15 protein-coding genes and 1 tRNA gene are annotated in these 23,572 nt (G+C 38.9%); 9 read left to right on the top strand and 7 right to left on the bottom strand.

Annotated features, from left to right (window positions below):
- Nucleotides 1–86: 86 nt before the first annotated feature.
- On the top strand, nucleotides 87–4,541 hold the full coding sequence (locus AB5217_RS07680; protein WP_032843506.1) for a translocation/assembly module TamB: 4,455 nt from the start codon (nucleotides 87–89) through the stop codon (nucleotides 4,539–4,541).
- Between the two features lie 88 nt (nucleotides 4,542–4,629).
- Here AB5217_RS07680 and AB5217_RS07675 read toward each other — a convergent pair whose 3' ends face one another.
- Together AB5217_RS07675 and AB5217_RS07670 are read right to left on the bottom strand one after the other, a co-directional pair.
- The gene (locus AB5217_RS07675; protein WP_032843507.1) at nucleotides 4,630–5,487 is read right to left on the bottom strand and encodes a PepSY-like domain-containing protein; all 858 of its coding nucleotides are present in this window, start codon (nucleotides 5,485–5,487) and stop codon (nucleotides 4,630–4,632) included.
- Nucleotides 5,488–5,508: 21 nt separating this feature from the next.
- Entirely contained in the window at nucleotides 5,509–5,946 is a 438-nt protein-coding gene (locus tag AB5217_RS07670) for a PepSY-like domain-containing protein (RefSeq protein ID WP_004306079.1), read from the bottom strand.
- A 318-nt stretch (nucleotides 5,947–6,264) separates the two neighbouring features.
- Here AB5217_RS07670 and AB5217_RS07665 point away from each other — a divergent pair, with 318 nt between their 5' ends.
- From AB5217_RS07665 to AB5217_RS07655, 3 genes are read left to right on the top strand one after another with little or no spacing between them, the layout of a single operon-like run.
- Nucleotides 6,265–7,416 carry an NEW3 domain-containing protein gene (locus AB5217_RS07665; protein ID WP_009041127.1) on the top strand — a complete coding sequence of 384 codons (1,152 nt, stop codon included), beginning with the start codon at nucleotides 6,265–6,267 and terminating at the stop codon, nucleotides 7,414–7,416.
- Nucleotides 7,417–7,419: 3 nt separating this feature from the next.
- Nucleotides 7,420–8,163 carry an ABC transporter ATP-binding protein gene (locus AB5217_RS07660; RefSeq protein ID WP_004295990.1) on the top strand — a complete coding sequence of 248 codons (744 nt, stop codon included), beginning with the start codon at nucleotides 7,420–7,422 and terminating at the stop codon, nucleotides 8,161–8,163.
- Nucleotides 8,156–9,112: an ABC transporter permease gene (locus tag AB5217_RS07655; RefSeq protein WP_368112690.1), complete on the top strand. Its 957-nt coding sequence runs from the start codon at nucleotides 8,156–8,158 to the stop codon at nucleotides 9,110–9,112. The genes AB5217_RS07660 and AB5217_RS07655 overlap by 8 nt, the downstream gene beginning before the upstream one ends.
- A 129-nt stretch (nucleotides 9,113–9,241) precedes the next feature.
- Here AB5217_RS07655 and AB5217_RS07650 read toward each other — a convergent pair whose 3' ends face one another.
- The 5 genes from AB5217_RS07650 to AB5217_RS07630 form a co-directional block, all read right to left on the bottom strand.
- Nucleotides 9,242–10,516: a sensor histidine kinase gene (locus tag AB5217_RS07650; RefSeq protein WP_004295993.1), complete on the bottom strand. Its 1,275-nt coding sequence runs from the start codon at nucleotides 10,514–10,516 to the stop codon at nucleotides 9,242–9,244.
- A 21-nt stretch (nucleotides 10,517–10,537) separates the two neighbouring features.
- Nucleotides 10,538–11,215 carry a response regulator transcription factor gene (locus AB5217_RS07645; protein ID WP_004295994.1) on the bottom strand — a complete coding sequence of 226 codons (678 nt, stop codon included), beginning with the start codon at nucleotides 11,213–11,215 and terminating at the stop codon, nucleotides 10,538–10,540.
- Between the two features lie 214 nt (nucleotides 11,216–11,429).
- Nucleotides 11,430–12,923 carry a proline--tRNA ligase gene (proS, locus tag AB5217_RS07640; protein ID WP_007752799.1) on the bottom strand — a complete coding sequence of 498 codons (1,494 nt, stop codon included), beginning with the start codon at nucleotides 12,921–12,923 and terminating at the stop codon, nucleotides 11,430–11,432.
- 170 nt (nucleotides 12,924–13,093) lie between these two features.
- On the bottom strand, nucleotides 13,094–13,522 hold the full coding sequence (locus AB5217_RS07635; RefSeq protein WP_004295997.1) for a DUF2867 domain-containing protein: 429 nt from the start codon (nucleotides 13,520–13,522) through the stop codon (nucleotides 13,094–13,096).
- Between the two features lie 137 nt (nucleotides 13,523–13,659).
- A tRNA-Gly gene (locus AB5217_RS07630) sits at nucleotides 13,660–13,732 on the bottom strand.
- A gap of 776 nt (nucleotides 13,733–14,508) precedes the next feature.
- Between AB5217_RS07630 and AB5217_RS07625 the strand changes: the two genes are divergently transcribed.
- The 5 genes from AB5217_RS07625 to AB5217_RS07605 all read left to right on the top strand — a co-directional run bounded on the left by AB5217_RS07625 (nucleotide 14,509) and on the right by AB5217_RS07605 (nucleotide 23,505).
- A complete protein-coding gene (locus AB5217_RS07625) occupies nucleotides 14,509–15,921 on the top strand; it encodes a TolC family protein (RefSeq protein WP_004318253.1) in 1,413 nt (470 codons plus the stop codon).
- Nucleotides 15,922–15,927: 6 nt separating this feature from the next.
- Nucleotides 15,928–16,914 carry an HlyD family secretion protein gene (locus AB5217_RS07620; protein ID WP_004306084.1) on the top strand — a complete coding sequence of 329 codons (987 nt, stop codon included), beginning with the start codon at nucleotides 15,928–15,930 and terminating at the stop codon, nucleotides 16,912–16,914.
- Between the two features lie 22 nt (nucleotides 16,915–16,936).
- The gene (locus AB5217_RS07615) at nucleotides 16,937–18,121 is read left to right on the top strand and encodes an ABC transporter permease (RefSeq protein ID WP_004306085.1); all 1,185 of its coding nucleotides are present in this window, start codon (nucleotides 16,937–16,939) and stop codon (nucleotides 18,119–18,121) included.
- Nucleotides 18,105–19,289 (top strand): ABC transporter permease, encoded by a 1,185-nt coding sequence (locus AB5217_RS07610; RefSeq protein WP_004296002.1) that lies wholly within the window; start codon nucleotides 18,105–18,107, stop codon nucleotides 19,287–19,289. The genes AB5217_RS07615 and AB5217_RS07610 overlap by 17 nt, the downstream gene beginning before the upstream one ends.
- Nucleotides 19,290–19,518: 229 nt before the next feature.
- Nucleotides 19,519–23,505: a two-component regulator propeller domain-containing protein gene (locus tag AB5217_RS07605; RefSeq protein WP_008775682.1), complete on the top strand. Its 3,987-nt coding sequence runs from the start codon at nucleotides 19,519–19,521 to the stop codon at nucleotides 23,503–23,505.
- Nucleotides 23,506–23,572: the final 67 nt, after the last annotated feature.

The raw sequence follows: 23,572 nt of genomic DNA, 5'->3' as shown, positions 1-23,572 counted from the left end.
AGACTGTACGCTGGGTAGTAGGTATTGTACTGGGAGTATATATCGGGACTATTGTTTTGCTGAATATACCAAACATTCAGCAAGCAATGAGTGTATTTGTAGCTGAAGAACTTTCTGAAGTTTTAAATACAAAGGTAGTGATTGGTAGAATTAATATGGGTCTATTGAACCGTATTATTATTGATGATGTATTGCTTGACGATCAGAGTGGTCAGGAAATGCTCAAAGTCACACGTTTGTCTGCCAAGTTCGATATTATGCCCTTTTTTAAAGGAAAGATATCCATTAGCAGTGTCCAGCTTTTCGGATTTAATATCAATCTCCGGAAAGAGACTCCGGATTCCCCTCCTAATTTTAAGTTTGTTTTGGATGCTTTTGCTTCCAAAGATACCGTGAAGAAAGAAAACTCCCTTGATTTGCGTATTAATTCCATCCTGATTCGTCGTGGAAGGATGTCTTATCATGTGTTGTCGGAAGAAGAAACACCGGGGAAATTTAACGCTAAGCATATTCAGCTTCAAAATATCATCGCTAATATATCGCTGAAGGCATTAAGTAAGGACTCTTTGAATTTAGGGATCAAGCGATTGAGCCTTGATGAAAAAGCATCCGGCTTCTCTTTGAAAAAAATGAGTTTGAAACTGGTTGCCAATAACAAGCAGACAAACATTGATAATTTTACAATAGAATTGCCCGAAACCTCTCTCAAGCTTGATACCATTCATTTGGAGTATGATAGTTTGAAAGCTTTTGACCGTTTTACAGAACAGGTGCATTTCTCTTTCCGTACTTTGCCATCGCAAGTTACTTTAAAAGATATTTCTCCTTTTGTCCCTATCCTCTCGCATTTCAAGGAACCGGTGACGTTGGATATGGAGGTGAAGGGAACTGTGGATCAGTTGACTTGTTCGCATCTGGAGATTACAGCCGATGACCGTCAGTTCCGTCTGCGAGGAGATGTATCGCTTCAGGACTTATCGCGTCCACAAGATGCGTATGTATATGGAACTCTTTCCGAACTTTCGGCCAATACCCGCGGAGTCGGTTTTTTAGTGCGTAATTTGAGTCCTAATTATAATGGAGTTCCTCCTCTTCTCGAACGTTTGGGCAACGTGAGTTTCCAGGGAGAAATTTCGGGATACTTCACGGACTTAGTTACTTATGGACAATTACAAACGAGTCTTGGAAATGTAAAGACCGACTTAAAATTGAGTTCTGATAAGACAAAAGGATTGTTTGCGTATTCCGGAGCTGTCAAAACAGAGGATTTTCAACTAGGTAAATTATTGGATAATGAGGAATTGGGAGAAATTACTTTCAATCTGGATGTACATGGCCGACATATTGCTGACCACTTGCCTGCCGTAGAATTGAAAGGACTGATTGCTTCGATAGATTATAGCAGATATAGATATGAAAATATCACACTGGACGGAGAATACAAACAAGGCGGATTTAATGGAAAGATTGCGTTGGATGATCCTAATGGCTCTATTTATCTGAATGGAGACGTAAATGTTGCATCCAAAGTTCCTACTTTTAATTTTCTTGCAGTAGTCAATAAAGTACGCCCACATGATTTGAATCTTACGACCAAATATCCTGATGCAGAGTTCTCTTTAAAACTGAAAGCCAATTTTACAGGTGGATCAGTGGATGAGATGATTGGAGAAATCAATGTGGATAGCTTGGAATTTACAGCTCCGGATAAAGCATATTTCATGCAGAATATGAATATCCGGGCAACCAAACAAAATGGAGAAAATCAGCTTAGATTGACTTCCGAATTCCTGAAAGCAAGCATAGAGGGAAAATTCCAATATCACACATTGCCTGCCAGTATTCTGAATATTATGCGGAAATATGTGCCGTCTTTGATATTACCTCCCAAGAAGCCGATTGAAACCCATAATAACTTTTTGTTTGATATACATATATATAATACGGACATTTTATCTACGATATTTGATATACCGTTAACGGTATATACTCATTCTACGTTGAAGGGATATTTTAATGATGCTTTACAACGCTTGCGTGTAGAGGGATATTTTCCCCGTCTGCAATATAAGAACAACTATATTGAGTCAGGTATGATTCTGTGCGAGAATCCGGCAGATCATATTCGTGCACGGGTTCGTCTGACTAATTTGAAAAAGAAAGGAGCAGTCAATCTATCTCTGGATGCACAAGCTAAAGATGACAATGTCAGTACGACTTTGGATTGGGGAAATAATGCTGCAGCAACATATAGCGGGAAATTAGCAGCTGTTGCCAAATTTCTACGTACAAGCGGAGAAAAGTCATTGTTGAAAGCGATGGTGGATGTGAAGCCTACTGATGTTATTTTAAATGATACTCTCTGGAAGATACATCCTTCGCAGGTGGTGGTCGATTCCGGACGAGTGGATGTGAATAATTTCTATTTTAGTCATCAGGATAGGTATGTACGTATTAACGGCCGGCTTTCCGAGAATCCTAAAGATACTGTAAAGGTTGATCTAAAGGATATAAATATGGGATATGTATTTGATATTGCAAGTATATCCGACGATGTAAATTTTGAGGGCGATGCAACAGGAACGGCTTATGCAAGCGGAGTGTTTAAAAAGCCTATCATGAATACCCGTTTATTTATAAAGAATTTCTCACTCAATCACGGTCGTTTGGGTGAACTGGATATATATGGTGAGTGGGATAATGAAAACAGAGGTATCCGGTTGGATGCATCCATTCAGGATATATCTCCTTCTCCGTCGCGTGTCACGGGTATTATTTATCCATTAAAACCCGAGAGCGGACTTGATTTAAATATTGAAGCAAATGAATTGAATCTGAAATTCCTCGAACATTATATGAAGTCTATTGCCAATGATATTAAAGGGCGAGGAACAGGAAAAGTACATTTCTATGGAAAATTTAAAGGATTGAACCTGGATGGTGCGGTTATGACAGATGCATCCATGAATTTTGATATTTTAAACACACATTTTGCGGTAAAAGATACTATTCATTTGGCTCCTACCGGATTGACATTCAATAATATACATATCTCTGATATGGAAGGGCATTCGGGGAGAATGAATGGATATTTGCATTTCCAGCATTTTAAGAACCTAAACTATCGTTTCGAGATACAGGCAAATAATATGCTTGTGATGAACACAAAAGAATCGACAGATATGCCTTTCTATGGTACGGTATATGGTACCGGGAATGTATTGCTCTCTGGAAACGCCATACAGGGGCTCGATGTAAATGTGGCCATGACTACAAATCGAAATACTACCTTTACCTATATTAATGGTAGTGTAGCATCGGCTACTAGCAATCAGTTTATCAAATTCGTGGATAAAACACCTCGTCGTACTATCCAGGATTCTGTTCAAGTAATCTCATATTACGAACAAATACAGCAAAAACGTCAGGAGGAGGAAGAGCAGAAAACAGATATCCGTTTGAATATTCTCGTGGATGCAACTCCCGATGCCACCATGCGAATCATTATGGACCCTATTGCCGGAGATTATATCAGCGGAAAAGGTACGGGAAATATCCGGACGGAATTTTATAATAAGGGCGATGTGAAAATGTTTGGTAATTACCGGATCAATCAAGGAGTATATAAATTTAGTTTGCAGGAAGTGATTCGTAAAGACTTTATTATCAAAGATGGAAGTACAATAACGTTCAATGGTGCACCTTTGGATGCTAACATGGACATACAAGCTTCATATACAGTGAACTCTGCCTCTTTGAATGATTTGATACCGGATGCTTCGGCTATTATACAACAACCCAATGTGCGTGTAAATTGTATCATGAATCTAAGTGGTATGCTGGTACGACCGACTATCAAACTGGGTATTGAGCTTCCGAATGAAAGAGATGAAATACAAACATTGGTACGTAATTATATCAGTACGGAAGAGCAAATGAATATGCAGATTCTTTATTTGCTGGGTATTGGCAAGTTCTATACGGAAGATGCCCGTAATAATAATCAGAATTCGAATGTGATGTCATCGGTGCTCTCATCTACTCTCTCCGGCCAGTTGAACAATGCACTTTCACAGGTCTTTGAAACGAATAACTGGAATATCGGTACGAATTTGAGTACGGGTGATAAGGGTTGGACAGACATGGAAGTAGAAGGTATTTTGTCGGGACAATTATTGAATAACCGTTTATTGATAAACGGAAACTTCGGTTATCGGGATAATCCGATGGCTAATACTAACTTTGTAGGAGACTTTGAAGCAGAATGGCTGATTACCCGTTCGGGAGATATTCGTTTGAAGGCTTATAATGAGACAAATGACCGTTATTACACAAAAACAAACTTGACTACACAAGGTGTAGGTATCATGTATAAAAAGGATTTCAATAAATGGAGTGATCTATATTTCTGGAATAAATGGCGGTTACGCAATAAGCGGAAACGGGAAGAAGCTGAAAAGGTGAAACCGCAACAAACGGACAGCATCACTGATAAAACTGCTAAATCGGCAGTGAAAAGAAAACGTGTACAGGAGCAGTAAAAAAATAATAAACGATGACATATCCCCCAGGAATTATGTCATCGTTTGTTGTTTGTGAGAATTATGTTTCAGAATTATGCACTTTGACCTATGAAAGGACAGTACCGTTCTCGCCTATGTTTACTACTTTATCTACATCCCCCTTCTCAAGTTCAATTCGATAATATATGCTACCATCTGCTTTTTCAATATACTCCGCTTCGTCAAAACGATATTCTCCATATTGATTATTGAGAGTATTGTTTACTGCTTCAGGCAATTCATTCTGACATATTTCCCATGAAGTAGAATACCAATTTCCAGTCTGGTTGAACAATACATCTTTTGAGATTCCATTATGAATGATATCTACCTCTGTAAATCCAAAATCCCAATCATTTCTATCATCTTCAACGTCTACTTCCATGATTCTTGCATTCGGATACTTTTCATTGATGAAGTTTTTCATAGCTTCAGTCAATTGTACAGGAAGATGTTCGCTGTTATCATCATCAGTGTCTACAATGCTTTTAATCAGAGTTCCATCAGCAGAATAATACAAATCGACCTCCTGATTCTGCTTTTCGACTTCAATTACGAAAACAGTTTCAACGCCTGTCCGTTCCAGTTTGTCTATATCATCCCGCTTCCATGAGGCATATTCGCTGTTCTCAAAAGACATTTTTACTGCTTGTGGTAATGCATTGTAAGGAATGTCCGTTTCTGTCATTTGCCATTTACCATCTTGGGTGAACCATGCAGATGCTTCATATCCGTCATAGAAATCTGCTACATAATATCCAGACTTAGTTTCCCACTTCACATTTGCAGCATTAGGGAATTTGGATGAAAATGCACTTTGAAGTTCGGCAGGAACAGCTATTGAACCATCGTCATCGTTGTCACAACTTTGCAGACTCCATGTGACGCTTAGTGCCAGTAAAAGTGTATAAATCTTTAGTTTCATCTTTGTTCAATTTAAATAGGTTTAGAAATCAATATCAATCAAATTAAATTTCAGGTCAAACTTCAGTTCCGTACGGTTGGACAGTTTTACTTCATAATCTTTCTTATCTCTCTCAATTTTTAGAATTTTAGCATCAGGGTAATTGGTCGTTACGTATTTCTGAATAGCTGCCGGAATAATTGCTGTAGGTACAGAACTATATTTGCAGTTCACTTCTTCCCAGTTGCCTTTGTTGTCAAACTCCACTTTATCGCCATTCGTGAAAATCACTTCATAACTTTTATAAAAGAAATCACTCTCCATTTTGGCTAATGCTACTTTGCTGTCGGCAAAATGCTGTTTGATAAACTGCTGTGCCGGTTGTGGCATTTGAGTTACCTGGATTGGTTTGTCGTCATCTGCACGAGCTACTGTTTGCAAAGTGAAAAGACACACTAATAAGAATACTAACTTTTTCATAATCGTTGTTTTTTAATATTGGTTTTTACTATTATTATTAATTTGATAATGCAAAGATGAGAGGAGAATCTGAAAAGATTTGGGAATTTTGAGAATTTCCGAAAAAAAAATCGAAAAAATATAGTGACGCTATCCGGTTAACATAGCGTCACTATACATAAAGGATACCGTCACCATCCTATAGGGATAGTGTCACTATAATTTCTTCTTGAAATTAGATTCTTTAGGATTCTTTTAAAACTACTAATAGATACATCGTTTATTTTTGCACACACAAATTTGACAATATTCATATTAAACAACCATAAGAACTTTTGTATGACTATGAGAACAAATTATTTTTTATTATTAGCTATTCTATTGGGGATGATCCCTATGAGTTACACGCACGCCAATGATTCAATACCTAAGAGCGTGATTCTGTACACACCTTACACAAAAATCTCCGTATCTCCCGGAGCGTCAATTGACTACAGTATTGATCTTATCAACAACACAGACCAGTTGACGAATGCGAATCTTTCTGTCAGCGGATTGTCCTCCAGTTGGAAACACGAGATGAAATCCGGTGGCTGGAGCCTTAGCCAACTATCGGTACTTCCCAAAGAGAAAAAGACTTTCAATTTAAAAGTCGAAGTCCCATTAAAAGTGAATAAAGGTAATTATCACTTTGTGGTATATGCCGGAAACGCCAAACTTCCGTTGGATGTGGTGGTTGCTCAAAAAGGAACATACCAGACTGAATTTACTACCGACCAACCCAACATGCAGGGAAATTCCAAATCAACCTTCACTTTCAGCGCCACTTTAAAAAATCAGACTGCCGACCAGCAGCTGTATGCTTTGATGGCTAATGCACCCAGAGGTTGGAATGTAGTTTTTAAACCTAACTATAAGCAAGCCACTTCTGCACAAGTGGAAGCCAACAGCACTCAAAATGTAAGTATAGATATTACTCCTCCTGCCAATGTAGAAGCCGGCAGTTACAAAATTCCGGTACGCGCCGCTACAGGTACCACTTCTGCCGAATTGGAACTAGAAGTGGTTGTTACTGGCTCTTATCAAATGGAACTGACTACTCCCCGTGGGTTATTGAGTACAGATGTCACAGCAGGTGATATAAAGAAAATAGAACTGGAAGTCAGAAATACAGGTTCTTCATTACTGAAAGATATTCAGCTGTCTGCTAATAAACCTGCTGACTGGGAAGTAACTTTCGAACCTTCAAAAATCGATGCACTAAAAGCCGGAGAGACATCAACGGTTATGGCTACTTTGAAAGCTTCTAAAAAAGCATTGCCAGGCGACTATGTGACTACCATCATGGCAAAAACTCCTGAAGTAAATGCAGATGCGCAGTTCAGAGTTGCAGTAAAAACTCCGATGATATGGGGATGGGTAGGCGTTCTTATCATTATTGCCACCATCGGCGTGGTTTACTATCTGTTCCGTAAATATGGAAGGAGGTAAATTATGGGCGAACAAGTGATCGTACTTACCGATTTGACCAAACAATACGGTAATTTCACTGCTGTAGATCATATTCGCCTGAATATCCGGAAAGGAGAAATCTTCGGATTACTGGGACCGAATGGTGCTGGAAAATCAACTACTATCTTAATGATGTTGGGATTGACAGAGCCTACTTCGGGAACAGTTGAAATTTGTGGAATCAATTCTACTACACACCCCATTGAAGTAAAAAGGAAAATTGGGTATTTGCCAGAAGATGTAGGATTCTATGATGATATGACAGGACCGGAGAATTTGATCTATACAGCGCGATTAAATGGTATTTCTGATAAAGAGGCAAAAACCAAGGCTATGGAACTGATGAAGCGGGTAGGCCTTGAAGATCAGTTAGCCAAAAAGACAGGGAAATACTCTCGTGGTATGAGACAGCGGTTGGGATTGGCTGATGTACTTATTAAAAATCCGGAGATTATTATTCTCGATGAGCCGACTTCAGGGATTGACCCTGCAGGTGTTCAGGAATTTATCGAACTGATTCGCTGGTTGAGTAAAGAAGAAGGACTGACAGTGCTTTTCTCTTCCCATCATCTGGATCAGGTACAGAAAGTGTGCGACCGGGTAGGTTTGTTCAGTAATGGCCAATTACTTGCTTTGATCGATATGGCAGAATTGAAAGATAAGAAGCAGGAATTGTCTGATATTTATAACCATTATTTTGAGGAAGGAGGAGAAAGACATGAATAAAGTCAATCATCCTTTTTGGGTTATCGTCAACAAGGAAATTTCCGATCATGTCAAAAGTTGGCGTTTTATTATACTAATAGGTATTATAGCACTTACCTGTATGGGGTCGCTATATACAGCACTCACCAATATTAGTGAAGCCATCAAACCTAATGATCCGGACGGTTCGTTTCTTTTCTTGAAGTTGTTTACGGTTTCAGATGGGACTCTCCCCTCTTTTGTGCTGTTTATTAACTTCTTAGGTCCCCTATTGGGAATCGCTTTGGGATTTGATGCAGTCAATTCCGAACAAAATAAAGGAACATTGAGCCGTATGCTGTCCCAGCCTATTCATCGCGATTGCATTATCAATGCGAAGTTTGTGGCTGCTTTGATTGTGATAGGTATCATGTTGTTTGTATTGGGCTTTCTGGTGATGGGATGTGGGCTGATTGCTATTGGTATTCCTCCTACGGCAGAAGAGTTTTGGAGAATTGTTTTCTTCATCATTACCAGTATCTTTTATGTAGCATTCTGGTTGAATCTGGCTATTCTGTTCTCACTCCGTTTCCGTCAGGCAGCGGCTTCTGCCTTAGCATCTGTGGCTGTTTGGCTGTTTTTTAGTGTATTCTATACCATGATTGTTAATTTGGTGGCAAAAGGGTTGAGTCCGTCACAGATGGCATCACCTTATCAGATTATCAGTTATCAGAAGTTTATTCTAGGGTTGATGCGTTTGGCACCGAGTGAACTGTTTAATGAAGCTACCACCACACTATTGATGCCTTCTGTCAGAAGTTTGGGGCCATTGACTATGGAACAGGTACAGGGAGCTATCCCTAGTCCGCTCCCATTGGGACAAAGTCTTTTAGTTGTATGGCCACAGTTGACCGGATTGATTGCGGCAACGGTTATTTGCTTCGCTATTTCTTATATCATGTTTATGAGGAGAGAAATACGATCCCGATAACCTGCTCACTATAAAAGACGCAGAGGACACGGAGAAACAGGTGGATGGATATACCTGACAAATTGGTTTTATGATAACCGACAGGTCGTTCACTTAAAATCCGTGTCCTCTGTGTTTTTCAGATGAATCTTATGATTGGGAAATCTCGAAGCAATGTTCATTCTGCTCGAAGTAATATTTTATATTCAGATGTTGCAAACGACAGATGGAATCGGCTATAGCTAATCCCAGCCCTGTAGATCCTTCTTTTTTGCTACCCTGATAGAAACGTTCGAAGATATGTTCCTTGTTCAGCGGATGTTCCACTCCCGAATTTCGGAAAGTAATACCGTTCTTAGTAACGGTGATTCGGATATGTCCTCCATCAATATTATGTACAAATGCATTTTTCAGGAGGTTAGTGAGCAAAGCAACAGCCAGGGATTCGTTCATTGTCACCTTGAAAACGCCTTGTTCATCTATCGTGACTTCTATGTTGCGATAATCATAAACTTCTTCGTAATCTTGCAGATATTGTTTGAGAAGTACATTGAGTTCCAATTCTTTGGTATCCGTAAACTGACCATTATCAATCTTGGAAAGCAATAATAGGGATTTGTTTAATTTAGTAATGTATTCTAAAGTCTGATGCGTTTTCATCAGTTCTTCCAGTTGTTTTTCTGATAGCGAATCATCTTCCATCAACATTTCCAATCGATTACGGCAGATAGCAAGTGGAGTTTGTATCTCGTGTGAAGCATTTCCGATAAACTGTTTTTGTTGTTCGAACATCTGCTCCGTACGTTCCACATAACGAATGGCAGCCTCATTTAATTTCCGGAATTCCGTGATTTGAGTATCGTTACTCAAAGGTTTATTTCTTTTTCCTGTTTGATAACCGTCCAGCCAGTGTAGAAGTACATAGAGCGGTCGCATATTCCGGTAAAATACCCATACGGAAATGATAATAATGCAGAATAATAAAGCTACATATAAAAATATAATCCACACCTGGATGGCATCTCTCAAATCGTCTTTTTCAATGCTGGGAGTTGATACTGTCAGCTCGTGGTATCGTCCTTCATCATCTTTAAAGATAGTAGTAAGAATACGTGCCGGCTCGGTCTCTCCTTTTTCTTCAATGTATACCATAGAGTCTTTATACTGAATATCCTCCCGGCTTTCCGCATACTCTTTGCTTACTTCCATCATATAATATTGATTGTTGGAGCCATTGGTTTTAGAAGGTAGCTCCTCTCCTGCCAATGCCCGGATAATGATGGTTTCCGAATAATCTTCCAAAGCATCATCCACTTCATCGTTGACTTCATCGATCATCGTAACATAAAAGAAGATAGCCCAGACCGTCAGTATAAGGGTCAGAGCAAGAGTAATACGAAGAATGATGTAATATATTAATTTCATGGACAATAATTTCTTTCTTTTTTATTCTACTATCATTTTATACCCAAATCCATAGACTGCTTTAATTTCAATAGTTGCACCGGAATCTTTGAGCTTTTTGCGAAGATTCTTGATTTGTGCATATATGAAGTCAAAATTATCGACCTGATCGATATGGTCTCCCCACACTGATTCGGCCAAAGTGTTTTTATTGATTAATCTCCCAGGGCGATTGATAAAATATAACAGGATATCATATTCTTTTCTATTTAGTTCCACTTCCTGCTCGTTGACAAATACACGATATTTATCCGGTTCTATCCGTACGTTGCCTTGGCGGATATCAATCTCTCCATCATGCTGATGGCGACGAATCACGCTTTTAATTCGTGCATTTAGTTCAACCAAATGAAATGGCTTTGGCAAATAATCGTCCGCTCCCAGTTCTAATCCCAAAACTTTGTCTTCCAGAGAGTCTTTCGCGGAAATAATAATCACGTTCTCCCGCTTATGGAGAGCTTTCAGTCGTTCAAGAAGATCAAGTCCGCTTCCGTCCGGTAGCATGATGTCCAATAAGATACAATCATAGTCGTAATCTTCAATTTTGCGTAGAGCAGAATTGAAGTCACTGGCTGTTTCTACAACGTAACGTTCTTTTTCAAGTGAACATTGAATCAGTTCTCTCAAAGAGGGTTCGTCTTCTACAATCAATATCTTCATAATTTTGTCTCCTTTCTTTTTTACATACTACAAAGAAAAGGGATATTTCTGAAATAAAACTGAAATGGATTGAAAAAAGAGCTTGAAATAACTATTGAATGTCTAATGAACTGTTAGGATAGGCCATAAATAATATAATATGGAAGGAAAAAAAGAAAAGGATGAAAACGATTCAATCGCTTTCATCCTTTTTATAATGATATACAATTTCTATTTAATAAGAACGTGCAAATATGACACGGCAAGCAGATGGTTTACCTGTAACCATACATTTACCCGGTTCTTTGTCGCCCGGAACAAATGAATCGAACGGAATACAACGAATAGTTGCTTTGGTTTCTTCCTTAATCTTTTCTTCTGTTTCGGTAGTTCCGTCCCAATGAGCCAGAATAAATCCGCCTTCTTCGATTTTTTCTTTAAATTCGTCATAGGTGTCTACTGTTGTAATCTTGGAGTTACGGTAGTCCAATGCTTTCTTGTAGATATTAGCTTGCATTTCTTCAAGCAAATTCTGAACGTATGTTTCAATGCCTTCACAAGTAACCGTTTCTTTTTCCAGTGTATCACGGCGCATCACTTCCATAGTGTTGTTTTCAAGATCGCGACCACCCATAACCAAACGAACAGGTACACCCTTCAATTCATAATCAGCGAATTTGAAGCCCGGGCGTTTGTTATCTGCATTATCATATTTCACAGAGATACCCAATGCTTTCAACTTAGCTACAATGCCTTCTACTTTAGCGTCAATTTGTTTCAGTTGTTCGTCATTCTTATAGATAGGAACGATTACTACCTGAATCGGAGCCAAATGTGGAGGTAATACCAATCCGTTGTCATCCGAGTGAGTCATAATCAATGCACCCATCAAACGAGTAGAAACACCCCATGAAGTAGCCCAAACATACTCCAACTTGTTTTCCTTGTTAACGAACTGAACATCGAATGCCTTTGCAAAGTTTTGTCCCAGGAAGTGGGAAGTACCACTTTGCAATGCTTTTCCGTCCTGCATCATGGCTTCTATTGTGTAAGTGTCAAGTGCACCTGCAAAACGTTCATTGGCTGATTTCACTCCCTTTACAACGGGAACAGCCATATATTTTTCTGCAAATTCACCATATACATTCAACATTCTGATTGCTTCTTCCTCTGCTTCTTCACGGGTAGCATGAGCGGTATGTCCCTCTTGCCACAGGAATTCGGCAGTACGCAGGAAAAGACGGGTACGCATTTCCCAACGGAAAACGTTCGCCCATTGGTTGCAGAGAATAGGCAGGTCACGGTATGACTGAATCCAGTTCTTATAAGTATTCCAGATGATTGTTTCTGATGTCGGACGGATAATTAATTCCTCTTCCAATTTAGCTGCAGGATCTACTACGACTCCTGAACCGTCTTCTGCATTCTTCAAGCGATAATGTGTTACTACGGCACACTCTTTCGCAAACCCTTCTACGTGTTCTGCTTCGCGGCTTAAGAATGATTTCGGGATTAATAGCGGGAAATATGCATTTACGTGTCCTGTTTCCTTGAACATGTCGTCCAATTGACGTTGCATTTTCTCCCAGATAGCGTATCCGTAAGGCTTAATCACCATACATCCGCGCACGGCAGATTGTTCTGCCAAATCAGCTTTTACCACCAAATCGTTATACCACTGTGAGTAGTTTTCACTACGTTTGGTAAGGTCTTTCAGTTCTTTTGCCATTATATTTTTCTATTTAAAGTTTTCTTGAGTGTTAAAACAGGGTGCAAAAATACGAAAAATGCATGAACTGCCCTATTCTTCATGCATTAATTTTCTAAAGTCATTTGCTTCTATATTACATATCTCATTTTTCATATTCGTTATATCGTTGCATCCGCGACTATGCTTGTTCAGCATAGCGCCTTTTTGAGAACTAAAGGCACTATGACCCGATGAAAAGGTTTTATACAAAAGAAATAAGCCTTTCCTACCCAATTATGGTATTTTACTAATGTGGTAACCTCAATCATTTGTTTTCCTGTTTCCAATGGTGTAATGAAAATATCGACATAAAACAATAAATGTTTATCGTCTTTTCTCATAATTGCTTCTTGCTTGTCTTCCTCTATAATAAGTTCTTCACTTTCAATAGCTTTAGTTTCTATACCGAAAGGTTTGACTAAACAGGCCCTTATTGCATACAACATTCGGAGCCAAGCGGGGTTATGAGCAAAGACTTTTAAAATAATATCTTTAGGAGACAAACGATTTTCTGTAACTTCTATGGAAAAACTGTCACTGTAATCTACGGGGAGATATTTCTCTATTTTCTTAGCCATATTGGTTATTCAATTAGGGTTATTCTACAATAGTTCAGTTTAGGTTTCCTCCGATAATAGATAAAACCATAGAAAAGGGGGCTTGAAAAATAAAAAATCAGGCAGTTTATTTAAGATAACCACCTGATTTTCAAAAGAGCGGTAAACGAGGCTCGAACTCGCGACCTGCGGCTTGGGAAGCCGCCGCTCTACCAACTGAGCTATTACCGCATATTTACTGCATTTCTCGACTCAAAAGCCTTATGAAATGGTGATGCAAAGGTAAACATAATTTTTATATCTCAAATAAAATCGCAGAAATTTTAATGCAAGAAAAAAGAGAAATCAAAGCATCTTCAATTCTTTTGTTTTGATGAAAAACAACCGGATATAAAAAAACGCATATTAGTAGCCCGTATAATTAAAAATATACAGATTGACGATAGTCGCTATAGAAAAAACTCCAGGATTTCCGGTTAATAAGATTCAGATATAAACTATTTTAGTGAATAATCTATCACTAGGTTCTAAATAGAGAATGAATATTGAATATGTGAGAATAAAGTTGCTTATATTATTTCAAATTGACAGATTTAGTTTCTAGCAAAATAAATAAGATTTAGAAACAAACAGGTACTTTATGGGCTATTTGGTAGCTTCCTTTTAAAGGGAGAACACGCTTCTCACCGACCAACGGTTGGTTCCATTTAAAGGAACAGAGCTTTTCCTTTAAAGAAACAACTCCAATATGCATTTATATTTTGTATAATCAAGTAGTTTATATCCATTAATAACACGCTTATTGCATATACTTGCATTATTTTATGCATCATTTTTTCTATCTGATAGAAATGATACAAACGTGATTCAAAGAGAAGATGAAAAATAGAACATCTTATAAAAAAGCGTTGAAACCTTCTTTTGTTGTATTGCTATATTCTTTCTGATGAACAAACCTCTCTTTTCATCTGTTAGAATATCTCAAATTCAGATATAACCTAACCAGTATGAAAAAAAATAAGCGACTTTGTATACTATTGACTTTGTATTTTTCCATCGGTCAGATAGATGCACAGACACCATTAAGTTTCGAAGAATCACTGCATCTGTTGAATCAAGGAAATCAGAGTCTGAAAATAGCGGATAAGAGTATTGAGATTGCGAAGGCTGAACGTGATAAGTTGAATGCTTTTTGGTATCCCAGTCTTCAGTCTACAGGTGCGTTTGTACACATGTCGGAGAAGATCGAAGTTAAACAGCCTTTATCGCAGTTTACCGATCCGGCTAAAGACTTTGTACATTCCATTATTCCGGATGACCAGATCATTTCGTCTATACTGGATCAAATTGGGGCAAATACCCTTATATTTCCTTTGACTCCAAGAAATTTGACAACTGTTGATTTATCAGCCGAGTGGGTACTCTTTTCCGGTGGTAAGCGTTTTCATGCCACCAACATCGGAAGAACGATGGTTGATCTGGCACGGGAAAGTCGGGCACAGGTATCGGCCAATCAGCAAAGTTTATTGGTTGAAAGCTATTACGGGCTTCGACTGGCACAACAAATTGTGACGGTTCGTGAAGAAACCTACAACGGATTGAAGAAACATTATGAAAATGCCTTGAAGTTAGAGGCAGCAGGAATGATTGACAAAGCAGGAAGGCTTTTTGCCCAGGTAAATATGGATGAAGCCAAACGTGCATTGGAAGCTGCGCGAAAAGAAGAAACAGTAGTGCAAAGTGCCTTAAAGGTTTTGCTGAATAAAAAGGATGCAGATGCCAATATCATTCCTACCTCTCCCCTTTTTATGAATGATTCATTGCCACCTAAAATGCTATTTGATCTTTCAGTAAACAGTGGGAACTATACACTCAACCAATTACAGCTGCAGCAGCATATTGCCAAACAAGAAGTGCGGATTGCCCAAAGCGGTTATTTGCCGAATATAGCCCTTTTCGGAAAACAGACCTTGTATTCGCATGGCATTCAGAGTAATTTATTACCGCGTACCATGGTAGGCATTGGTTTTACATGGAACCTCTTTGACGGACTGGATCGTGAAAAAAGAGTGCGGCAATCGAAATTAACGGAACAAACTCTGGCTTTAGGGCAGATGAAAGCCCGTGATGATCTGGCTGTTGGGGTAGATAAGCTTTACACGCAGCTGGAAAAGGCACAGGATAATGTAAAAGCTTTAAATGCAACGATTGCCTTAAGTGAAGAATTGGTACGCATCCGAAAGAAATCATTTACAGAAGGGATGGCAACTTCTACCGAAGTTATTGATGCTGAAACCATGCTTGCCAGTGTAAAAGTGGCTCGCCTGGCAGCATATTATGAATATGATGTGGCACTAATGAATCTACTCTCGCTTTGTGGCACACCGGAACAATTTGCAAACTATCAACCTAAACCGTAACAAACAATGAAACCAACTAGTAAAACCCTATCATGGGCTTTTGTCATCATTCTTCTGGCTGTCGGTATTTTCACCGGCCTGGGAGTTATATTAATGCATAAACAGCCGCTGGTCTTGCAGGGACAAGCTGAAGCAACAGAAATCCGTATCAGTGGGAAACTTCCCGGCCGTATCGACACTTTCTTCGTTCAGGAGGGAGACTGGGTACACCAGGGAGATACTCTTGTCGTCATTAATAGCCCTGAAGTACATGCCAAGTATCAACAAGTGAATGCCTTGGAACAGGTGGCGGTGCAACAGAACAAGAAAATAGATGCCGGAACCCGTCGTCAGATCGTGGCTACTGCACTGCAATTATGGAATAAAACGAAGAGCGACCTTACTCTCGCCCAGACAACTTACAACCGTATTCTTACTTTATATAAGGACAGTGTCATTACTTCTCAAAGAAAGGATGAAGTAGAAGCTATGTATAAAGCGGCTGTAGCAGCCGAACGTGCTGCCTATGAACAGTATCAGATGGCTGTAGATGGTGCACAAAAAGAAGATAAAGCGTCTGCTGCCAGCATGGTGGATGCTGCTCGAAGCACAGTGGATGAAGTCTCGGCTTTGCTGGTCGATGCTCGGTTGACCGCTCCGGAAAACGGTCAGATAGCAACAATCTTCCCTAAACGTGGAGAGTTGGTTGCACCGGGAACTCCCATTATGAATTTGGTGGTGATGGATGATATACATGTTGTTCTTAACGTGCGTGAAGATCTGATGCCGCAATTTAAAATGGACGAAACATTTGTTGCGGATGTGCCCGCTATCGGTAAAAAAAATATTGAATTCAAAATCTATTATATTAGTCCGCTAGGCAGTTTTGCTACCTGGAAATCAACCAAGCAAACCGGAAGTTATGACTTACGTACCTTTGAGATTCATGCCCGTCCAACCCAAAAGGTGGATGACTTGCGTCCCGGCATGTCCGTGTTATTGACTTTAGATTAATCGACATCAAATAAACCAGAGAATGGATGAATCACAAACATATTCCCCTTTTCGTTCCGTACTGCTCAGAGAGTGGCGGCGAATGACTTCACGGCGCCTTTATTTTGGTGTCTGCATTGTCTTGCCATTGTTCACCCTTTTCTTTATGGCTACGATCTTTGGTAACGGACAGATGGAAAACATTCCTATTGGTATTGTCGATCAGGATAATACTGCTACTTCCCGGACGATAGTCAGGAATATTTCTGCCGTACCAACTTTTAAAGTGACAAAGCATTTTGTAAATGAAGCAGCTGCCCGTGAATCTGTGCAAAAGAAAGAGATTTATGGATATCTTTCCATACCTCCCCAATTTGAACAGAATGCGATTACCGGAAAGAATGCAACACTCTCCTACTATTATCATTATGCATTAATGTCGGTAGGTGGTGAGTTGATGGCGGCATTCGAAACTTCCTTAGCTCCGGTGGCTCTTTCTCCTGTGGTGATGCAAGCGATGGCACTCGGAGTAGAACAGGATCAGATTACCACCTTTTTATTACCCGTACAAGCTAATAACCATCCGATATATAACCCTAGTCTGGATTATTCGGTATATTTAAGTCAGCCCTTTTTCTTTGTGCTGTTTCAGGTTTTGATTCTGTTGATTACCGTGTATGCGGTTGGCATTGAAATCAAGTTCCGCACAGCAGATGATTGGCTGGCGACTGCAAAAGGCAATATAGTGACAGCTGTTTTAGGTAAATTATTACCTTATACCATTATATATATACTGATAGGATGGTTGGCTAATTACGTCATGTTTGGTATTTTGCATATTCCTTTTCAGGGGAGTTGGTGGTTAATGAATATCATGACTGTGCTTTTCATCATTGCAACACAGGCTTTAGGGCTGTTTTTATTCTCGCTGTTTCCGGCAATATCGTTGGTTATAAGTGTAGTTTCTATGGTAGGTTCTCTGGGGGCTACTTTGTCCGGAGTAACCTTTCCGGTTCCCAATATGTATCCGTTGGTGAGGGATGCTTCCAATTTGTTCCCTGTCCGTCATTTTACGGAAATGATGCAAACCATGCTCTATGGAGGCGGTGGGTTTATCCATCTTTGGCCGTCGGCTGTGATACTCTGTATCTTCCCGTTGCTGGCCCTGTCGCTGCTTCCTCATTTAAAACGAGCTATAGAAAGTCATAAGTATGAAAACATTAAGTAAGTTACAACAGTTGTCATTCATCATTCGTCGTGAATTTCTAGCTATCAGTACCAGTTATGCGGTTTTACTGGTGTTGATGGGAGGAATCTTCGTTTACGGGTTGCTCTACAATTATATGTATGCACCGAATATTGTAACCGATGTACCTGTTGCCGTAGTCGACAATTCGCACAGTGAATTGAGCCGTGATTTTATCCGTTGGCTGGATGCTACTCCCCAAGCAGAGATTTTTAGTCAGGCTATGGACTATCACGAAGCAAAAGAATGGATGAAAGAAGGCAAAGTACAGGGAATACTCTACCTGCCTCATGATTTTGAGGAACGGGTGTTCCGGGGAGATGAAGCCGTATTTTCCCTTTATGCAACTACTGATGCCTTCTTGTATTTCGAAGCTTTGCAAGGTGCTTCTTCACGTGTCATGCTGGCTATTAATGATAAATACCGGCCAGATGAAGCAGTGTTTCTTCCACCACAAGGATTGCTCGCCGTAGCTATGGCGAAACCGATCAATGTGGAAGGCACTGCACTCTACAATTATACCGAAGGATATGGTTCCTATCTTATTCCGGCAGTCATGATGATTATAATTTTCCAGACCTTGCTGATGGTTATTGGTATGGTGACCGGAGAAGAATACAGTAGTAAAGGAATCCGTGCATATACTCCTTTGGGGTATGGCTGGGGAGTTGCTATTCGTATAGTGGCAGGAAAAACGTCCGTGTACTGTACTCTTTATGCCATCTTTGCCTTTTTTCTATTAGGCTTGCTCCCTCACTTTTTCAGCATCCCCAATATTGGAAACGGATTGTACATCGTACTATTATTGATTCCATATTTGATGGCAACTTCTTTCTTGGGATTGGCTGCATCCAGGTATTTTACGGATTCTGAAGCTCCCCTACTCATGATCGCCTTCTTCTCCGTAGGATTAATCTTTCTTTCCGGCGTTTCCTATCCAATGGAACTAATGCCCTGGTATTGGAAAGTAGTCCATTACATTTTCCCAGCTGCACCAGGCACACTCGCTTTTGTGAAACTGAATTCTATGGGAGCCAGTATGGCTGATATCAGACCGGAATATATAACTCTCTGGATACAGGCACTTATTTATTTTACAATAAGTATATGGGTCTATAAGAAGAAACTGGAATCAAATCTGATTAGTTAAATTAACAAAAACAAAACATGCGCTAATTATAACATATAGCAAAAGAACACTTTCAGATAAATCAACTTCGCAAAGTAAATAATCAACTTTGGAAATAAAAATGTTTCTAAATAGATGTTTTCTTGTAGAATCTCTCCTATTTCTTTGCATTTGTCATTGTTTTTGTCTAGTTTCGTTAACTGTTATGTTTATATGATCGTTAGAAGTAGTTTAAAAAACAACTATTTATATGAAATACATTGTATATATTCTTCTCTTTTTTCCTGTTTGGGTTACAGCACAAACATACAAATATATAGGAATAGAAGATGGCTTGAGCAATCGCCGGATATTCAATATTCAGAAAGATGCTCAGGGCTATATGTGGTTTCTTACAAATGAAGGGATGGACCGATACAACGGTAAAGATATAAAACACTATAAATTAAATAAAGAAGGCACTATTTTGGATGCTCCCATACGTTTGGGATGGTTATATACAGAACCACATATCGGTATATGGGTGGTTGGCAAACAAGGACGAGTCTTTCAATACGAAGCCGACAGAGACGATTTCAAAATGGTATATAAATTACCGGATACCTCTGAAGCAATAAGTTGTGGTTATCTGGATCGCAATGATAATATCTGGATATGTCGTAAAGATACTGTATTGCTGTATAATATTAAAGATGCTCATATAGTTCGATTTCCCAATGTATTGCATAGTAGTATTACGGCAATAGAACAAGTAGATGAGCACCATTTCTTTATAGCAACGGAGACGGGCGTACGATATGTCAAACTGGAGAATGGTATTTTAGAGACCATGCCTGTTGAAACACTGGACTATTTTCATGCACAGGTGAGTGAACTGTATTTTCATCGGCAATTAAAAAGATTGTTCATTGGTTCATTTGAAAGAGGAGTTTTTGTGTACGATATGAATACACAGGAAATTATACGTCCGGACGCTGATCTTAGTGATGTAAACATAGCTCGTATCAGCCCATTGAATGAAACAGAGTTACTGATTGCAACGGAAGGAATGGGGGTGTATAAAGTTAACGTAAATACCTGTGAACTGGAAGATTACATTATTGCTAATTATCAGAGTTATAATGAAATGAATGGAAATAATATCAATGATGTTTTTGTAGATGAAGAAAAGCGGATATGGCTTGCTAATTATCCAACAGGAATTACAGTGATTGATAATCGCTATGAAAATTATCATTGGATGAAACATGCTATGGGTAATGCACAGTCATTAATCAATGATCAGGTACAAGCGGTTATCGAAGATCATGAAGGTGATCTGTGGTTTGGAACTAGTAATGGTATTAGTCTTTATAATTCAAAAACAGGTCAGTGGCATTCATTTCTAAGCTCTTTTAATCATCAACTAAAGGACAAGAATCATATATTTATTACTTTATGTGAAGTGGCTCCTGGCATTATATGGGCAGGAGGATATACTTCCGGCATTTATAAAATAAATAAAGAAACGCTATCAGTTGAATACTTCTCTCCTTACCTTCTTTCTCACGTCAATATGCGTCCGGATAAATATATTCGTGATATAGTTAAAGATTCAAGAGGACATATCTGGTCGGGAGGCTATTATAATCTAAAATGTTTTGATTTGGAGACTAACAGTGCACGTCTATATCCGGGACTGAATTCCATAACATCAATTGTTGAAAAAGACAAAGATAATATGTGGATCGGAACTGCTGCTGGCTTGTATTTATTGAATCGAAATACTGGTGAATATCAGTATATTGAAATGGAGATAGGAATCACTTATATTAATACGCTTTATCAGGCAGATAATGGGTTGTTATATATCGGGACAAATGGTATGGGAGTATTTATCTATAATCCTCAAGATAAGACTTTCGAACATTATTTTTCTGATAATTCTGCTTTAGTTTCAAATAGAATATTTACAATATTGCCGGAAGTAGATGGACGTATAATGATGAGTACAGAGAACGGAATAACCTGTTTTCATACTAAAGAAAAGATATTTCGTAATTGGACTAGAGGAGAAGGCTTGTTGCCTGCATACTTTAACGCAGCGGCAGGAACGGTGCGTAAAAATAAAAACTTTGTATTCGGTAGTACGGATGGAGCAATTGAACTTCCGATGAATGTGAAATTCCCGGATTATAAGTTCTCCAGATTGGTATTTAGCGACTTTCATCTGTCTTATCAACCTGTTTATCCGGGTGTCAAGGATTCTCCTTTACAGAAAAGTATCGATGAGACAGATGTATTAGAGCTGGCTTATGATGAGAATACGTTTTCATTTGAAGTTTCTACAATCAATTATGATTCTCCCGGAAATGCACTATATTCATGGAAATTAGAAGGCTTTTATGAGAAATGGACTCAACCGGGAGCAAATAATTTGATTCGTTTTACCAATTTGCCTCCAGGTAGATATATTCTTCATGTACGTGCTATATCCAGAGAAGAACATGACATTGTTTTTCAGGAACGTGCTATGAAAATTATCATCACGCAACCTTTTTGGTCGAGTTGGTGGGCTATCTTGTGTTATATTCTGTTGGTAATAGGGGGATTTTATTTTGTTCTACGTGTGATAAATCTAAGAAAACAAAAGAATATATCTGATGAAAAAACGCAGTTCTTCATCAATACGGCCCATGATATACGTACTCCATTAACTTTAATAAAAGCACCTTTGGAGGAATTATTGGAAGAAGAGACGCTTACCGACAATGGAATAACTCGTACGAACATTGCATTGAGGAATGTGGAAGTTCTTTTACGACTGGTCAGCAATCTGATTAATTTTGAGCGAACGGATGTATATTCCTCTAAAATGAGTGTTTCCGAGTATGAGTTGAATACCTATATGAATGAAATATATAATTCATTCTCTTCTTATGCTGCCATTAGGCGTATTGAATATACATACGAGAGTACTTTCAGCTATATGAATGTATCGTTTGATAAGGAGAAGATGGATTCTATTTTGAAGAATATAATATCGAACTCGCTAAAATATACTCCGGAAAATGGAAAGGTCAGCATTTCCGTGTCCGATACGAATGATTCATGGAAAGTGATAATCAAGGATACAGGTATAGGTATTCCTGCCAGTGAACAAAGTAAGTTGTTCAAGCTTCATTTCCGTGCCAGCAATGCTATTAACTCTAAAGTGACGGGTAGTGGTATCGGATTAATGTTGGTAGGAAAACTGGTGAGCCTTCATGGAGGTAAAATTAGTGTAGATAGTGTCGAACATCAAGGTACGACAATCAAAATTGTTTTTCCGAAAAAGAATAAGACTTCTCAAAGTATCAGTGACGAAGCATCTTCTAAATTTGAGGCGTTGGCTCCTGTACTGCCCGCTCCGAATGTACCGGCAAAGACAACCGCTACGATAGATGATCCAAATTTACGACGGATTCTTGTTGTAGAAGACAATGATGAGCTACGCTCCTATCTGGTCAGTTCATTGTCTTCTATATATAATGTACAAGCTTGCGCTAACGGAAAGGAAGCATTGATTATTATCAAAGAATATTGGCCGGAACTGGTTCTTTCTGATATCATGATGCCAGAGATGCGGGGAGATGAATTGTGTGTGGCTATCAAAAGTGATATTGAAATTTCACATATTCCTGTGTTGTTGCTCACTGCTTTGGGAGAAGAAAATAATATTCTGGATGGACTGTCGATTGGTGCGGACGAATATCTCATCAAACCTTTCAGCGTGAAAATATTACGGGCGAATATCGCTAATCTGTTGGCAAACCGGGAACTGTTGCGCATGAGATATGCCAATCTGGATATAGAAGCGAAATCAATGGTTCCATCTGCAAACGGTACTAACAGCCTCGATTGGAAGTTTATATCAAATGTAAAGAAAATCGTGGATGAGAATATAAACAACCCTGAATTTTCCGTTAATGTGCTCTGTGAATCAAGTGGCATGAGCCGTACCAGTTTCTATTGTAAATTGAAAGCATTGACGGGACAGTCTCCGACAGAGTTTATTCGGGGGATGCGTTTGAAACGTGCTACCGAGTTATTGAAAGAGGGTGAATATGCTATTAATGAGATTTCAGACATGGTTGGATTCTCTGAAACTAAATATTTTCGGGAAGTATTCAAAAAATACTATAAGATGAGTCCGAGCAGGTATGCTAAAGAAGGAGGCAATCCCTCTGCTGAACTGGAAGATGACGAAGAAGATTGATAAATAAAAAGCGAATAGATACGTTGTATTTAAAAAAGTTCTCCTCTGTTATGGGTATCTATAACAG

The organism is Bacteroides sp. MSSM.1001136sp1_RTP21357st2_D2_RTP21359_211015 (assembly GCF_040913205.1).
Classification (GTDB): domain Bacteria; phylum Bacteroidota; class Bacteroidia; order Bacteroidales; family Bacteroidaceae; genus Bacteroides; species Bacteroides ovatus.
This window is presented reverse-complemented; position numbering and strand designations above follow the sequence as displayed.

Excerpts from the sequence above, each read along its gene's own strand:
- AB5217_RS07680 (WP_032843506.1), top strand. The coding sequence starts at position 87 with ATGAGTGTATTTGTAGCTGAAGAACTTTCTGAAGTTTTAAATACAAAG.
- AB5217_RS07675 (WP_032843507.1), bottom strand. The coding sequence starts at position 5,487 with ATGAAACTAAAGATTTATACACTTTTACTGGCACTAAGCGTCACATGG.
- AB5217_RS07670 (WP_004306079.1), bottom strand. The coding sequence starts at position 5,946 with ATGAAAAAGTTAGTATTCTTATTAGTGTGTCTTTTCACTTTGCAAACA.
- AB5217_RS07665 (WP_009041127.1), top strand. The coding sequence starts at position 6,265 with ATGACTATGAGAACAAATTATTTTTTATTATTAGCTATTCTATTGGGG.
- AB5217_RS07660 (WP_004295990.1), top strand. The coding sequence starts at position 7,420 with ATGGGCGAACAAGTGATCGTACTTACCGATTTGACCAAACAATACGGT.
- AB5217_RS07655 (WP_368112690.1), top strand. The coding sequence starts at position 8,156 with ATGAATAAAGTCAATCATCCTTTTTGGGTTATCGTCAACAAGGAAATT.
- AB5217_RS07650 (WP_004295993.1), bottom strand. The coding sequence starts at position 10,516 with ATGAAATTAATATATTACATCATTCTTCGTATTACTCTTGCTCTGACC.
- AB5217_RS07645 (WP_004295994.1), bottom strand. The coding sequence starts at position 11,215 with ATGAAGATATTGATTGTAGAAGACGAACCCTCTTTGAGAGAACTGATT.
- proS (WP_007752799.1), bottom strand. The coding sequence starts at position 12,923 with ATGGCAAAAGAACTGAAAGACCTTACCAAACGTAGTGAAAACTACTCA.
- AB5217_RS07635 (WP_004295997.1), bottom strand. The coding sequence starts at position 13,522 with ATGGCTAAGAAAATAGAGAAATATCTCCCCGTAGATTACAGTGACAGT.
- AB5217_RS07625 (WP_004318253.1), top strand. The coding sequence starts at position 14,509 with ATGAAAAAAAATAAGCGACTTTGTATACTATTGACTTTGTATTTTTCC.
- AB5217_RS07620 (WP_004306084.1), top strand. The coding sequence starts at position 15,928 with ATGAAACCAACTAGTAAAACCCTATCATGGGCTTTTGTCATCATTCTT.
- AB5217_RS07615 (WP_004306085.1), top strand. The coding sequence starts at position 16,937 with ATGGATGAATCACAAACATATTCCCCTTTTCGTTCCGTACTGCTCAGA.
- AB5217_RS07610 (WP_004296002.1), top strand. The coding sequence starts at position 18,105 with ATGAAAACATTAAGTAAGTTACAACAGTTGTCATTCATCATTCGTCGT.
- AB5217_RS07605 (WP_008775682.1), top strand. The coding sequence starts at position 19,519 with ATGAAATACATTGTATATATTCTTCTCTTTTTTCCTGTTTGGGTTACA.